The organism is Aquabacter spiritensis (genome assembly GCF_004346185.1).
In the GTDB taxonomy this organism is placed as follows: domain Bacteria; phylum Pseudomonadota; class Alphaproteobacteria; order Rhizobiales; family Xanthobacteraceae; genus Aquabacter; species Aquabacter spiritensis.
In genome coordinates this window covers 348,872-363,130 of the sequence record NZ_SMAI01000001.1, presented here as the reverse complement: position 1 = coordinate 363,130, position 14,259 = coordinate 348,872, and the positions used below count along the sequence as shown (strand labels likewise).

Below are 14,259 nucleotides of genomic sequence, written 5' to 3'. Positions count from 1 at the left end.
GCTCATGTTGAGCAACGGTTTTCCTCATGGTGCCGCAAAAAGCGATCTGCCCTCTAAACTGTCAGGGGAGAGGCGAAATGCCCCAGCCGCACGTGGCCCAATTCATCCAGAGGGGATCCGATGCGCATATCCGGCTTCATTGCGAAGGCCGCTCTTGCCCTTTCGCTCGTCGCGGGCGGGCTCGCGCCCGCCGCAGCTCAACCCAAACCCGGCGGCACGCTGATCATCGCTCTGGAGAGCGAACCCGGCACGCTGGCGCCGCACACCACCACCGATACGGTCGCCTACATTCCCGCGACCAATATCTTCAACGGCCTGATCGGTCTGGATTTCAATTTCCAGCCGACGCCCGATCTTGCGGAATCCTGGTCGGTCTCGCCCGACGGGCTGACCTACACCTTCAACCTGGTGAAGACCGCCAAATGGCATGACGGCAAGCCCGTCACCGCCGAGGACGTGGAATACACCTTCAACGAAGCGGTCGCGAAGTCGCACCCGCGGGCGGCGTCCTGGTGGCCCAATGTCGCGTCCGCCAAGGCGCTCGACGCCCACACGTTCGAGGTGAAGCTGAAATCGGCCTATGCGCCGTTCTTCACCTTGCTGGCCTCGCCGCTGTCGAGCGGCGTGCTGATCCTGCCCAAGCACATCTATCAAGGCACCGATCCCAAGACCAATCCGGCGAACCAGAAGCCGATCGGGTCGGGGCCGTTCAAGTTCCAGAGCTGGCAGCGCGGCAGCCATATCGAGCTCGTCCGCAACCCGGATTATTTCAAGGCCAAGAAGCCGTATCTTGACCGCGTCGTGTTCCAGGTGGTGCCGGATTCGAGCGCCCGCGTCCTCGCCTTCGAGCGCGGCGAGCTGGACTTCCTCCATTGGTACATCGTGCCCTACGACCAGGTGGCGAAGCTGCGGTCCGACAAGCGGTTCGTCGTGGTGGACAAAGGCGGCGAGGCGCCGGCCACCAACGGCTTCATGCTGATGAACATGCGCAACGAATATCTCAAGGACGTGCGCGTGCGGCAGGCGCTGGCCTATGCGATCGACCGCGACGACATCCGCAAGAAGGCGTTGTTCGGCGAGGGCAAGGTGGCAAAGAGCCCGATCAATAGCGGGCTCGGCTGGGTCTTCACCGACCAGTACAATTACCCGCGCGACGTCGCGAAGGCGAACGCGCTGCTCGACGAGGCCGGCTTCAAGCGCGGGCCGGACGGCAAGCGCTTCTCCCTGCGCATCGCCTGGGGGGCGGGGCGGGACTATGAGGGCCGCGCGGCCGAGATCATCAAGGACAATCTGAAAGCCCTCGGGATCGACGTGACGGTGCAGGTAATGGACCGCCTCGCCTTCGTCGACAAGGTGTTCCGCAACTGGGACTTCGATCTCGCCAATCAGCTGTTCACGACGGGCCCGGATCCGACCTTCTCGGTCACCCCGCGTTTCCACACGTCGCAGATCAAGAAGGCGCCCTATGTCAACGCCATGGGCTATTCCAGCCCGGCCGCCGACGCGCTGTTCGACACCGAATACAAGGAACTCGACCGCGAAAAGCGCGCCCAGATGTGGAAGGACATCCAGCGCATTCTGATGACCGACATGCCGGCGCTTCCGCTGTTCGAAGTGCCGACCGTCAATGCCGTGTCGGCCCGCTTCAAGGACGTGATCACCGGCCCGCAGGGCTACATCCAGAGCCGCGAGGACGCCTACGAAGTGAAGTGACCCGTGCCGCGTGCTCTCCGCGGCACGCGGCACCTGTCTGCGCGCGGTGGCGCGGACGTCGTCCGAACCGCAGTGCCGCGCGTCGCGCGGCGCCATATTCCCCGCCATGTTCCCCGCCACGTTCCCCGCAGGGTTCGGCTCCCGTCGCGAAAGGCCTTCAAGCGATGCGCGGCTTGGACATATCCCTTTATGTCGTGCGGCGGCTCGCGCAGGCGGTTCCGCTCATCTTCGTGGTGATCCTGCTGAACTTTTTCCTGATCCACGCGGCCCCGGGCGATCCGATCGACTTCCTGGTCGGCTCGATGGATGCGAGCCCCGAATATATCGAGGATCTGCGCCGCGAATTCGGCCTCGACCAGCCGCTCGGCACTCAGCTCTGGGCCTATCTCACGCGGATGGCGCATTTCGATCTCGGCTATTCGCTGCGCTACCGCCAGAGCGTGCTCGATCTCATCCTCTCGCGCATGCCGGCGACCCTGCTTCTCATGGTGACGGCGCTCGTCGCGAGTTCGGCGGTCGGCATCCTGCTCGGCGTGATCGCGGCGCAGCGGCCCTATTCCGCGACCGACCAAACCTCCACGTTCCTCGCCCTCGCCGGCTATTCCATGCCGGTCTTCTGGCTCGGCCAGCTCGTGTTGATCGTGTTCTCGCTGCATCTCGGCTGGTTTCCGACGCAGGGCATGTACAGCCTGCGCGCACCGGCGGAGGGGTGGGGCCGCATCGTCGACGTGCTGCATCATCTGGCGCTGCCCGCCTTCACCTACAGCCTCTATCACCTTGCGCTCATCTTCCGCCTCACCCGGATCAAGATGCAGGAAACCCTGTCGCTCGATTTCATCGTCACGGCGCGCGCCAAGGGCGCATCGGAGGGGCGGGTGGTCTATGGGCACGCGCTCCGCAATGCCATCCTCCCCGTCGTGACGGTGATCGGCATGAATTTCGGCTTCATGCTGGCCGGCTCGGTCCTCACCGAAACCGTGTTCGCCTGGCCCGGCATGGGCAGATTGCTCTACGAGGCGATCCAGGCGCGCGACTATCCGGTCCTCATGGGGCTGTTCACCGTGCTTTCGCTGATGGTGATCGCGGCCAATGTCGTCACCGATCTGATCTATGCCGTGATCGATCCGCGGGTGGTCTACCGATGAGCATGGTCGATCTCCCCCTCGCGCCGCGGCCGGTCTCCGCGCTGCGCATCTTCGCCCGCAACCGCAGCGCGGCGCTCGCCGGCCTCGTCCTGGCCGCGCTCCTTCTGGTCGCGCTCGCCGCGCCGCTCCTGGCGCCGTATGCGCCGGGCGCGATCGGCGTCGGACCCGCCATGGTGGGGCCGGACGCGGCCCACCTGTTCGGCACCGACGAACTCGGCCGCGACGTCCTGAGCCGCGTCCTGTACGGCCTGCGCATCTCGCTTCTGGTCGGCTTCGGCGCGGCCGGGATCGCGACCGCGCTCGGAATCGTGATGGGCGGGATCGCCGGCTTTTCCGGCGGACTGGTCGACGACCTCCTGATGCGCGTGACCGAAGTGTTCCAGGTCATTCCGCGCTTCTTTCTGGCGGTGGTGCTGGTCGCCTTCTTCGGCGCCAGCATCTGGAACATCATCGGCGCGATCGCGATCCTGAGCTGGCCCGACATCGCCCGGCTGGTGCGGGCGGAATTCCTCACGTTGCGCACCCGCCAATTCGTGGATGCGGCCCGGGTCGCGGGGGCGCCGGCCGGGGTGCTGATCTTCGGGGAGATCCTGCCCAACGCACTCGCGCCCGTGGTGGTGAACGGAACTTTGATGGTCGGCCAGGCCATGCTGCTCGAGGCGGGCCTCAGCTATCTCGGGCTGGGTGATCCCTCCCAGGTCAGTCTCGGCCTCATCCTCCAGGAAGCGCAGCAGATCATGCGCCGCGCCTGGTGGACGACGGCCTTTCCCGGCATCGCGATCTTCCTCGCCGTCCTCAGCCTCAATGTCGTCGGCGACGGGCTGAACGATGTCCTCAATCCCCGGTCGAGGGAGCGCTGACTTGGCCGAACCCCTTCTCAGCGTTGAAAATCTGGTGACGCACATCTTCACCGACCATGGCGTCGTCAAGGCGGTGGACGGGGTCTCGCTGACGATCGCGCCCGGCGAGGCGGTGGCGCTGGTCGGCGAATCCGGCTCCGGCAAGAGCATGACCGCACAGTCGCTGATGCGCCTGCCGCGCCCGCCGGCCCGTATTCTCTCCGGATCGGTCCGGTTCGAGGGGCGGGACCTCCTGACGCTCTCCGAGCGCGAGATGCGGGCGATCCGCGGCGGCCGGATGGGGATGATCTTTCAGGACCCCTCCACCTATCTCAATCCGCTGATGCGGGTCGGCGACCAGATCGCGGAGGCCGTCATGCTGCATCGGAAGATGCGCCGCGCCGCCGCCCGCGCCGAAGCGCTCGAGGCGATGCGGCTGGTGCGGATTCCCGCGCCGGAAACGGTGATGGACTATTACCCGCACCAATTGTCCGGCGGCATGCGCCAGCGCATCCTGATCGCGATGGTGGTCACCTCGCGCCCCAGCCTGATGATCGCCGACGAGCCCACGACGGCGCTGGACGTGACGGTCCAGGCGCAGATCATGCGGCTTCTGGCCGGGCTTCGCACGGAACTCGGGAGCGCGCTGCTTCTGATCACCCACGATCTCGGCCTGGTCGCCGAGTTCTGCGACCGGGTCTATGTGATGTATGGCGGGCGGATCGTCGAGACCGGGACGGCGGAAGACATCTTCTATGCCCCGCGCCATCCTTATACCCGCGCTCTGATGCGCTCGACCCTCGGCCCCGAGCGGCGGGTGGAGCGGTTCGAGGCGATCGAGGGCAACCCGCCCAATCTCGCGCGGCTGCCGCCCGGATGCAGCTTCAATCCGCGCTGCCCGGAGCGCCTCGCCCGCTGCGCCCACGATGCACCGCCCTTGTTCGCGTCTGCGTCCGGCGTGGCCTCGCGGTGCTGGCTCGCCGAAGGAGGCTCCGATGAGCGCGCTGCTTGAGGTACGGGACCTGAAGGTGCATTTCCCGGTCGGCGGCGGCCTGTTCGGCAAGCCGGCGGGCGTCGTGCACGCGGTCGACGGGGTGAGCCTGACGCTGGCGCGCAACGAGATCCTCGCCGTCGTCGGGGAGAGCGGATGCGGCAAGAGCACGCTCGCCCGCGCCGTGCTCGGCCTGACCGCGCCCACCGCCGGGGACGTCCTGCTGGACGGGGAGAGCGTGCTCGGCCTGTCCGACGTGGCGTTGCGGCGCTACCGCCGCGCCGTCCAGATGGTGTTCCAGGACCCGTTCGAATCGCTCAATCCGCGCAAGACCGTCTTCGCCACCCTCGCGCAGCCGCTGCGGATCCACGGCATCGTGCCGATGGCGGATCTCCGGACGGAGGCGGCCCGGCTGCTCGAGGCGGTGGGTCTCGCGCCGGGCGCACCCTATCTCGACCGCTACCCCCATCAGTTTTCCGGCGGCCAACGCCAGCGCATCTGCATCGCCCGTTCGATCGCGGTCCGCCCGCGCGTCATCGTCGCCGACGAAGCGGTGTCCGCGCTCGACATTTCGATCCGGGCGCAGATCCTCGCTTTGATGAAGACGCTGCAGGGCGAGATGGGGCTGTCCTATGTCTTCATCACCCACGATCTCGGCGTCGTCCGCTCGCTGTGCGACCGGGTGTGCGTGATGTATCTCGGGCAGATCGTGGAGGAGGGGCCGACCGAGCGCATCTTCGCCCAGCCCCGTCATCCCTACACCGCCGCCTTGGTCGAGGCCTGCCCCTTGCCGGACCCGCGCCGGGCGCGCGCCAAGGCGGCGCCGCCGCTGTCGGGCGACATTCCCTCGCCGTTGAAGCCGCCTCCGGGCTGCCGCTTTCATACCCGCTGCCCGGTCGCCCGCCCGGTCTGTGCCACCGAGCCCCCGCCGGAGCGGCGCTTCGCCGGCGGACAGGTGGCGCGCTGCCATTTTGCCGAGGAGGCCGCGACATGGCCGTTCGGCCGGCTCGGAGCGGCGGCGGCATGAGCGGACCGCTGCTTCGTCTCGCGCGCCACGTCGCGGACCGGCCGGCCGATTGGGGCGCGGATCTCGACCATGCGGCCGCGCGCACCTTCGTCGACACCGTCGCCTGCATGCTGGCGGGCCGGGACGACCCCGCCACGCGCGGCGTGCGGGCGGCGTTCGCGCCTTGGACGGCGCCCGGCCCGGCGCCCGAGGTCGCGAGCGGGACCCGCATCGCCGCGCCGACAGCCGCCCTGGTGAACGGCACCGCCGCCCATGCGCTCGATTTCGACGACGTGCTGGAGCCCGCCGCCGCCCATGCCAGCGCGGTCTTCGTCCCCGCGCTGCTCGCGCTCGGCACGGAGCGCGGGGCCTCGGGCGCGCAGCTCGCCGATGCCCTGCTGATGGCGTTCGACGTGATGGCCGCCTTCGCCGCTGCGATGAACATGGCGCATTACGATCGCGGCTGGCACACGACGCTCACCTTCGGCCCGATCGCCGCCGCCGCGGGCTGCGCCCGCCTGATGCGGCTCGACGCCGCGCGGGCGGCCGTGGCGCTCAGCGCCGCGACCAGTTTCTCGTCCGGCTCCAAGCGCCAGTTCGGCAGCGACATGAAGCCGATCCATGCCGGGCTCGCGGCGCAGGCCGGCATCGTCGCCGCACGGCTCGCGGAGACCGGAATGAGCGCGGCGGGCGAGGCGATCCTCGACGGGCGCTGGTCCTTCCCCGATCTGTTCGGCGGGGCCGACATGCCCGGCCTCGGCGCGCTCGTCGCCCGGCTCGAAGGTCCGCCCGCCATGGCGGCGTTCGGCGCCTGGGTGAAAGCCTATCCCTGCTGCGCCAGCGCCCATCGTCCCATGGACGCCCTGAAGCTGTTGCGGCAAAGCGAGGGTTTTGTGCCGGACGCGGTTGCGGCCGTCGTGGCCGAGGTGTCGGCCATCGTCCACGGCAATCTGATGTATCGCGATCCCGCAACGCCCATGGAGGCGCGCTTCAGCCTCAACCATTGCCTCGCCATCGTCGCCCGCAAGGACCGGGTGGAGGCGGCGGATTTCGCACCCGCGGCGCTCGCCGATCCGGACCTGCGCGCTTTCTGGCCGAAGGTTTCGATGCGGATCGCCCCCGACCTCGCCACGCCCGGTGCGCCGGCCGTCGGCCGCGAGCGGGCGCGGCTGACGGTGGTCCTGACGGACGGGCGCAGCCTGTCGGAAACGGTCGTGTTCCCGACGGGCCATCCCCGCATGCCGATGGCCGATGCCGACCTCGCCGCCAAGTTCGACGCCTGCGCTCCCGCGACGCCCGATGCCGCGGCGTTGCGCGACCTCTTGTTCGCGCTGCCCGCCGCGCCCGACCTCACCCGCATCACCCAGCTCCTGGCGGCGGTCGCCGCCGGAGCGGCCCAAGAGAAGGCCCCCTCGAAATGAGCGACATTTTCCCCGTTGTGTTCGGCATCTGCCTCGATGCCGAGGCGGCCTGGATCGGCCGCGATCCCAGAAACGCGTCGAAGCCGGTTCTGCTCTCGAACGGCACGTTCGGAATCTATGAGGGCCTGCTCCCTCTGCTCGATCTTTTGGATGAAAAGGGGGTGACCGCGAGCTTCTTCGTCCCGGGCCTCGCCACCGAGCGCCATCCCGACGCCGTCCGCGCGGTTGCGGCCCGCGGGCACGAGATCGGCAGCCACGGCCAGAACCATCGCGCCGTGTCCGGCCTCGACGAAGCGGAGGAGCGGGCGGAGCTGGCGGGCGGCATCGACGCCTTGGAGAAGGTCCTCGGCACCCGGCCGACCGCCTGGCGGTCGGCGGGGTGGGACTGGTCCGAGCGCACGCTCGATCTCGCGCTGGAAGCCGGCGTCACCGTCTCGACGAACTTCCACGACCGCGCCCGGCCCTATCGCCACACCAAGGACGGCGCACCGGTGCCGCTGGTCGAGGTGCCCGTGCAATGGCATCTCGCCGACGCGCCCTTCTTCACCTATGGCGGGCAGGTCGGCCGCGTCATCCGCCCGGCGGCCGAGGTCCAGACCATCTGGGAGGAGGAGTTCGACGGCCTCTATGACTGGCCCGGCGCCTTCTACCATTTGACCCTGCATGTCGAGCTGATCGGCCATCCCGGCCGGCTGAAGATGCTCGCCCGCCACATCGATACGCTGAAGGCGCGCCCCCGCGTGCGCTTCATGACCGCCTCCGAACTCGCGGCGACCGTCGCCTGAATTTGCACCGGGACCTGAAGCGATGACCCAATTGCACGACGACGTCACCGTGATCGACGGCCTCATCATCTCGCGCTGGAGCCGCGCGGTGTTCGAGGCGATGCGGGCCGGCGGCCTCACGGCGGCCAATTGCACCTGCTGCGTCTGGGAAAATTCCCGCGACACCCTCTTCAACATCGCGCAATGGAAGCGCTGGTTCGTCGAGCATGGCGACATCATCATGCAGGTGCGCAGCGCCGCCGACATCCGCCGCGCCAAGGCGGAAGGAAAGGTCGGCATCCTGCTCGGCTGGCAGAATACCAGCGCGATCGAGGACCGGCTCGACGCGCTCGCGCTGTTCAAGGATCTCGGGGTGAGCGTGGTCCAGCTCACCTACAACACCCAAAATCTCGTCGGCAGCGGCTGCTGGGAGGAGACGGACGGCGGCCTGTCGGGCTTCGGGCGCGAGGTGGTCACGGAGATGAACCGCCTCGGCATGCTCGTCGACCTCTCGCATGTCGGGCCGAACACGACGCGCCAGGCGATCCTGCATTCGGCACGGCCCTGCACCTATTCCCACGTCGCGCCGCGCGGCCTTTTCGATCATCCGCGCAACAAGACCGACGCGGAGCTGCGCTTCATCGTCGAGCATGGCGGCTTCGTCGGCCTCGCCACCTATCCGCCCTTTCTGAAGACCGGCGCCGACACGACCTTGGCCGATTGCGTCGCTTTGTTCGACTATATGATCGACATTTGCGGCGCGGGAAATGTCGGCATCGGCACCGACTTCACCCAGGGCCAGGACGAGGGCTTCTTCGACTGGCTGCGGCACGACAAGGGCTATGCCCGGCGCATGGTGCCCAACAAGGGCACCGCGCCGACGGTGAAGGGGTTCGAGACGCTGGCCGGCTATGGCGGCCTCACCCGCGCCATGCAGGAAGCGGGCTGGCCCGAGGCGCGCATCCGCGGCGTGATGGGCGAGAACTGGCTGCGCTTCCTCGAAGCCGCGCTCGAACCCTCCGGCGCGCCGCTGCCCGGCGACTGGCGCGCCGCCTGACCGCAACGGGTTCAAGAGCGGAGGGGGGCGTGAAGACGTTCGACGTCGCCGTGGTCGGGCTCGGCGCCATGGGCAGCGCGGTTCTCTATCAGCTCGCCCGGCGCGGGCTGCGCTGTGTCGGCATCGACCGCTACGCACCGCCGCACGATCGCGGGTCGAGCCACGGCGAGACCCGCATCACCCGCGAGGCGGTGGGGGAGGGGGAGGATTACGTCCCGCTCGTTCGGGCCTCCCACCGCATCTGGCGCGACCTCGAGGCCGAGACCGGAGAGCGGCTTCTGGCGCCGGTCGGGACCCTCATCATGGCCTCCGCCGCCGCGCCCAATTCCCATCACGGCAAGCCGGATTTCGTGCGCCGGACGATCGCGGTCGCACAGGCGCACGGCATCGCCCACGAGGTCCTGGACGCGGACGAGATCCGCCGCCGCTTCCCGCATTTCATCGGCCTTTGCGGCGACGAGATCGGCTATTTCGAGCCCGGCGGCGGCTATGTCCGGCCCGAGGCCTGCATCGCCGCGCAGCTCGACCGCGCCCGCGCGCTGGGGGCCGAAATCCGGCTTGGGACGCAGGTGCATGCGGTGCACCAGGACGGCGCCGGTGTTCGCCTCGAAACGGACGCCGGCCCCCTTTCGGCGGGGCAGGCGGTGGTCGCGGCCGGGCCCTGGACGGCGCCCTTCCTCGGGGCCGCGCTCCGGCCGGCCTTTGCGGTCAACCGGCAGGTGCTGCACTGGTTCGCGCTCGATCCGGCCGCCCCCGCGCCGCCGCAGAGCCCGGTCTTCATCTGGATGCACGGCCGGGGCGATGCGGACTATGTCTACGGCTTCCCGCCGCTGCCCGGCCAGGCCGCGATCAAGGTCGCGACCGAGCAATACGACGTCGCCTGCGATCCGGACACGGTCGTCCGCACCGTCGCGCCCGGCGAGGTCGCGGAGATGTATGCGCGCCATCTGCGCGGCAAGATCGCGGGCGTGCTGCCGCACGCGGTGCGGGGGGCGGTCTGCCTGTACACGACCGCGCGGGATCGCGGCTTCCTCATCGACCGGCATCCCGACATCGCGGGCGTGGTGATCGTCTCGGCCTGTTCCGGTCACGGTTTCAAGCATTCCGCGGGAATCGGCGAGCGGATCGCCGAGGGCCTGGTGGCGCAGGCCGAAACCTTCGGTTCCGCTTTCGGCGCGGGACGCCTGATGCCGGGCGCTTCGGCCACGCCGTGAGCCGCCGGACCCGGCGGCGGGATCCGAAGCCCTGATCTGAAGCAAAGACACAAGCCGGCGGCGACGCGATCTTGCCTGGGCTTTCCCATGCCGAGGCTCCATCGATGCCCCCGACGCCCGCCGCGCCGATCCGACGCCTCGTTGCGGCGTCGGCATGCCCCGCATTTTCCACGGCCGCCGTTTACCGCGCGAGCGGGCGCCGGCCGGCGCGTGCCCGCCGGGAGGGGAAGGGCTGATGCCGCCCGCGCCGCGCTGCCGGGTGCGCCATCATCTGCCCGGCCGCACCCGTCTCGACCTGTCAGGCCCTTGGCCGCCGGACGGGCTCGGCGGCGTCCGCGAGCGGCTGGCGGCGGCCGGGATCGTTCTGGTGCGCGCCGATCCCCAAGTGCGCAGCCTGCTCCTGACGCATCCTCCGCGCGAGGCCGCGACTATCCTTTCCTGCGTGCGGCGCGCTTTGGCCGGGGAGGAGCTCGATGACCCGGCGCCTCCGCCCCCCGCCGGGCCCTCGCCCGCTGCCGCCCGGCCCCGCCGGATCCTGGCGCACGCCGCGCCGCTTCCGGACGCGCCGGACACCGATCTCGACGAGATGAGCCTGCTCGCGCCCGATGCCGTCGCGGGGCGGCTCGGCGTGTCCGCAAGCGGCCTCGACGCCGCGCAGGTGACGGCGGCCCGCGCGCGCGCCGGCGCCAATCATCTGCCGCAGCCGGTCGGCCGCAGCGGGCGCGCCATCCTCCTCGCGCAGGTGTCGAACCTGCCGGTCGCGCTGCTCGCCGGCTCCTGCGTGCTCTCGCTCGCCACCGGCGGCGTGCTCGACGCGCTGGTCACGCTGGCCGTGATCGGCATCAATACCGGGATCGGCTTCGGCACCGAGAATGCGACGGAGCGGCTGATCCGCCGTCTGTCGCGGCCCGTCGCGCATCCCGCCAGCGTCGTGCGCGCCGGCATCGCGGCGTCCGTTCCCGCAGACGATGTGGTGCCGGGCGACATCCTCGTTCTCGCGCCCGGCATGCGCGTCGCGGCCGATGCCCGGCTGATCGAAGCCCGCGACCTGACGCTCGACGAATCCACCCTCACCGGGGAGAGCCTGCCCGTGGAGAAGACCGCCGCCGCCCTCGCGCTGGTGCCGCGCGCGGTCGCCGAGCGGCACAATCTGGTTCATGCCGGGACCATCGTGACGGGCGGCGACGGCCGCGCCATCGTCCTGCGCACCGGGGCGCGGACCGAGGCGGCGCGGACCCAGCTTCTGATCGGGCGCGTGCGCGCGCCGCGCCCGATGATCGAGGAGAAGCTCGAAGCCCTCAGCGGACGGCTCGCGCTCGGCTGCCTCGGCGCCTCGGGCCTGCTTCTGGCCGGCAGCCTGCTGCGCGGCGAGCCGCTCGTCGCGGCGCTGCGCTCGGCCATCGCGCTCGCCGTCGCCGCGATCCCCGAGGGGCTCCCGGCGGTGGCGACGACCACGCTCGCGATCGGCGCGCGGGAGATGGAAAAGGAGAAGGCGTTCGTGCGCGCCTTGCCGGCGATCGAGGCGATCGGCTCGATCGACACGATCTGTCTCGACAAGACCGGAACCTTGACGCGCAACGAAATGGCGGTGGTGCGGGCGGCGGGCGTCGGCGGCGCGGTCGACCTCGAACCCGGAACGCCGGTGCCCGAGGCCGTGCGCCGCGACCTCGCCGCTTTCGCAGAGGCGGTGGCGCTGTGCAGCGAGGCCGAACTGGAGCCGCGCGCCGGCTCGCCGACCGAACTCGCTTTGCTCGACCTCGCCGCCGCGTCCGGCCTCGACATCGCCGTCCGCCGGGCCGCTCTGCCGGTGCGGGCGCTGAGTTCGCGCAACCATGCGCGCAGGTTCATGGCGACCGAGCATGTCGGGCCTTCAGGACCGCTCGTCTTCGTCAAGGGCGCGCCGGAGGACGTGCTGGCTTTGTGCGCGACCGAAGGCGGGCCGGAGGAGGCGCGCCCGCTCACGGATGCGCGCCGGGCGGAATGGCTGGCGCTGAACACCGATTTCGCCGGGCGCGGCCTGCGCGTGCTGGCCGCGGCCCGCGGCGCCGGCCCGCTCGGGGACGGCGCCCCGACGGGTCTTGCCTTTCTCGGCCTCGCCGGCCTCGCCGATCCGGTCCGCGCCGAGGCGGCGGAGGCGATCGACCTGTTCCACAAGGCCGGCATCCGCACCATCATGATGACCGGTGATCAGGCCGGCACCGCTTTGGCGGTGGCCGAGGCCTTGGCGCTCTCGCGCACCGGCATCCTGCGCATGGCGACCGGGCCGGACATTGCGGGGCTCGACCCTGCCGCGCTGGGGGACCTCGCGCTCGCCACCTCGGTGTTTGCGCGGGTCAGCCCGGCCGACAAGCTGCGCATCGTCGAGGCGCTCCAGGCCAAGGGGCGGCGCGTGGCGATGCTCGGGGACGGGGTGAATGACGGCCCGGCGCTGCGGGCGGCGGCGGTCGGGGTGGCGGTGGGACGACGCGCGACGCCCGTGGCCCGGGAGGTGGCGGATCTCGTCCTCGCCGACGACGATCTGCGCGAACTGGCGCGTGCCATCGCCCGGGGACGGGCGACCGAGGACAATGTCCGCAACGCCATCCGCTTCCTGTTCGCGACCAACCTCTCTGAAATCTTCGTCATGCTGGCGGAGACGCTGCACGGGGCGGGCGAGGGCGAGACGCCGATGGAGCTGTTCTGGCTCAATCTCGTCACCGACATTCTGCCGGCGCTCGGCCTCGCGCTCGCTGAGCCGCGCGGCGACGTGATGGACCGTGCGCCGCGCCGGTCCGACGCGCCTCTGTTCGACCGTGCCGAGCTTCAGGGCCTGGCTCTGGACGGGGGCGCGATCGCGGCCGGAGCGCTCGCCGGCCATTTCCTCGCCCTCGGCCGGTTCGGGGCGGGGCCGCGCACGCGCGCCGTCACCTTCACCACGCTCGCGTTCGGACAGATCCTGCACGCCTGGGCGCTGCGGGACCGCTCGTCGGGATCGCCGCGGACCCTGCGCATCTCCGAACGGCGGTTGGAGGCGTCCCTCGGCGGCGCGCTCGCGCTGCTCGCCGTGCCGTTCCTGGTGCCGGGATTGCGCCGCCTCCTCGGCATTGCCCCGGCGCAGCTTTCGGATCTGGGCCTTGCGGCGCTGCTGGGCGGTGCGTCCTTCGTGGTCGGCGAAGGCCGCCGGATCGTCAGGGGGGCGTCTTGAAGAAAGAGGTCCACCGTTCGATGGCGGTGTCCTCCGACGCGAAGGCGGTCATCCGCGGCGGCGGGCTTCCATGAGCGCGAGCGTCGCCGCCTGACCAAACAGGGTCAGCGCCGGTCCGGCGATCCGCCCGCGCGCGAGCTGGACGAGGCCGGCGGCCATCAAGCCGAGAAAGGCGGCATTGCGCAGGTCGAGCGTGCCGCCGCTGGTCAGGCGCAGCACCAGATCCGCCTGCGCCACCCGCTCGCCGGCTTCCGCGACGGCGTCCTTCTGGGGCTCGGCGATGCGCGGCAACAGGTGAAGCCCCGCCTCCTCCAAAGCGTCCGAAAGGCCGGACAAAGGGCCGGAATGCGTGAGGACGATGCTGCCGGTGCGCGGCCTGATGTCGACCTTCTCGATGCCAGCCGCCGCGAGGGCGTCGGCGAGAGCGATCAGCCGGTCGTGCGGCGGCGTGCCGAGAAGGCGCAGCCGGGTCCGCCCGTCGAGCGTATGGACGATGCGTGCGGACAGGGGAGGGGCGGCGGCGTCAGCCACGGAGGATCGCTCCGGCCTCGGACTCCGCGTCCGCCGCCTGGGTTGCCTGGGCGAGCTCGTGCGCGGCCTCCGCGACCAGATCCTCGACTTCCTCGGAGGCGCGGGCCACCGCGACGCGGGCGGCGCCGAAGCCGGTCACGCCGGCCTTGATCGCATCCTTCGCCAGAGGCCGGCCGAGCCGCCAGAGGGCCGGGCCGATCACGGCGGTTCCCAGGCCGAGCGCGAGGCCGATGAGAAGGCCGCCGCCGACCGCCTTGCCTGTCTTCATGTCGCGTCTCCCGCCGGGTCTCGCATCGCCTGGCGGCGCCCGGCCTGCTGCGATGCCGGCGCGCGCCACCCTGCCTCGGATAGCCCAACGCGCCGGCCGGCGGATTGATCCCGCGCAAGATCGACG

Annotated in this window: 12 protein-coding genes; 10 read left to right on the top strand and 2 right to left on the bottom strand. The window is 70.4% G+C overall.

Features of this window, described 5'->3' with window-relative positions; genetic code table 11:
• Positions 1–120 precede the first annotated feature (120 nt).
• The 10 genes from EDC64_RS01665 (at position 121) to EDC64_RS01620 (ending at position 13,334) form a co-directional block, all read left to right on the top strand.
• The gene (locus EDC64_RS01665) at positions 121–1,713 is read left to right on the top strand and encodes an ABC transporter substrate-binding protein (protein ID WP_132029100.1); all 1,593 of its coding nucleotides are present in this window, start codon (positions 121–123) and stop codon (positions 1,711–1,713) included.
• A 173-nt stretch (positions 1,714–1,886) separates the two neighbouring features.
• Positions 1,887–2,858 (top strand): ABC transporter permease, encoded by a 972-nt coding sequence (locus EDC64_RS01660; protein ID WP_165933608.1) that lies wholly within the window; start codon positions 1,887–1,889, stop codon positions 2,856–2,858.
• Positions 2,855–3,718 carry an ABC transporter permease gene (locus tag EDC64_RS01655; protein ID WP_165933607.1) on the top strand — a complete coding sequence of 288 codons (864 nt, stop codon included), beginning with the start codon at positions 2,855–2,857 and terminating at the stop codon, positions 3,716–3,718. Before EDC64_RS01660 ends, EDC64_RS01655 begins: the two co-directional genes overlap by 4 nt.
• A 1-nt stretch (position 3,719) precedes the next feature.
• On the top strand, positions 3,720–4,709 hold the full coding sequence (locus EDC64_RS01650) for an ABC transporter ATP-binding protein (RefSeq protein ID WP_245504482.1): 990 nt from the start codon (positions 3,720–3,722) through the stop codon (positions 4,707–4,709).
• The gene (locus EDC64_RS01645; RefSeq protein WP_132029091.1) at positions 4,693–5,715 is read left to right on the top strand and encodes an ABC transporter ATP-binding protein; all 1,023 of its coding nucleotides are present in this window, start codon (positions 4,693–4,695) and stop codon (positions 5,713–5,715) included. The genes EDC64_RS01650 and EDC64_RS01645 overlap by 17 nt, the downstream gene beginning before the upstream one ends.
• Positions 5,712–7,115 (top strand): MmgE/PrpD family protein, encoded by a 1,404-nt coding sequence (locus EDC64_RS01640; protein ID WP_165933606.1) that lies wholly within the window; start codon positions 5,712–5,714, stop codon positions 7,113–7,115. Before EDC64_RS01645 ends, EDC64_RS01640 begins: the two co-directional genes overlap by 4 nt.
• Positions 7,112–7,900, top strand: coding sequence for a polysaccharide deacetylase family protein (locus EDC64_RS01635; protein ID WP_132029085.1), 789 nt, complete (start codon positions 7,112–7,114; stop codon positions 7,898–7,900). The genes EDC64_RS01640 and EDC64_RS01635 overlap by 4 nt, the downstream gene beginning before the upstream one ends.
• A 22-nt stretch (positions 7,901–7,922) precedes the next feature.
• Entirely contained in the window at positions 7,923–8,936 is a 1,014-nt protein-coding gene (locus EDC64_RS01630; protein ID WP_132029082.1) for a dipeptidase, read from the top strand.
• Positions 8,937–8,965: 29 nt separating this feature from the next.
• Positions 8,966–10,150 carry an N-methyl-L-tryptophan oxidase gene (gene solA, locus EDC64_RS01625; protein WP_274594930.1) on the top strand — a complete coding sequence of 395 codons (1,185 nt, stop codon included), beginning with the start codon at positions 8,966–8,968 and terminating at the stop codon, positions 10,148–10,150.
• 235 nt (positions 10,151–10,385) lie between these two features.
• On the top strand, positions 10,386–13,334 hold the full coding sequence (locus tag EDC64_RS01620; RefSeq protein WP_132029079.1) for a cation-translocating P-type ATPase: 2,949 nt from the start codon (positions 10,386–10,388) through the stop codon (positions 13,332–13,334).
• Between the two features lie 48 nt (positions 13,335–13,382).
• On the opposite strand, the gene EDC64_RS01615 is transcribed toward EDC64_RS01620, so the two are convergent.
• The gene (locus EDC64_RS01615; protein WP_132029076.1) at positions 13,383–13,865 is read right to left on the bottom strand and encodes a hypothetical protein; all 483 of its coding nucleotides are present in this window, start codon (positions 13,863–13,865) and stop codon (positions 13,383–13,385) included.
• Positions 13,858–14,133 (bottom strand): DUF5132 domain-containing protein, encoded by a 276-nt coding sequence (locus tag EDC64_RS23410; protein ID WP_165933605.1) that lies wholly within the window; start codon positions 14,131–14,133, stop codon positions 13,858–13,860. The genes EDC64_RS01615 and EDC64_RS23410 overlap by 8 nt, the downstream gene beginning before the upstream one ends.
• Positions 14,134–14,259: the final 126 nt, after the last annotated feature.

What these genes read in the sequence shown, in the direction of transcription:
- EDC64_RS01630 (WP_132029082.1), top strand. Translation starts at nt 7,923, where the DNA reads ATGACCCAATTGCACGACGACGTCACCGTGATCGACGGCCTCATCATC.
- EDC64_RS01645 (WP_132029091.1), top strand. Translation starts at nt 4,693, where the DNA reads ATGAGCGCGCTGCTTGAGGTACGGGACCTGAAGGTGCATTTCCCGGTC.
- EDC64_RS01635 (WP_132029085.1), top strand. Translation starts at nt 7,112, where the DNA reads ATGAGCGACATTTTCCCCGTTGTGTTCGGCATCTGCCTCGATGCCGAG.
- EDC64_RS01620 (WP_132029079.1), top strand. Translation starts at nt 10,386, where the DNA reads ATGCCGCCCGCGCCGCGCTGCCGGGTGCGCCATCATCTGCCCGGCCGC.
- EDC64_RS23410 (WP_165933605.1), bottom strand. Translation starts at nt 14,133, where the DNA reads ATGAAGACAGGCAAGGCGGTCGGCGGCGGCCTTCTCATCGGCCTCGCG.
- EDC64_RS01665 (WP_132029100.1), top strand. Translation starts at nt 121, where the DNA reads ATGCGCATATCCGGCTTCATTGCGAAGGCCGCTCTTGCCCTTTCGCTC.
- EDC64_RS01640 (WP_165933606.1), top strand. Translation starts at nt 5,712, where the DNA reads ATGAGCGGACCGCTGCTTCGTCTCGCGCGCCACGTCGCGGACCGGCCG.
- EDC64_RS01655 (WP_165933607.1), top strand. Translation starts at nt 2,855, where the DNA reads ATGAGCATGGTCGATCTCCCCCTCGCGCCGCGGCCGGTCTCCGCGCTG.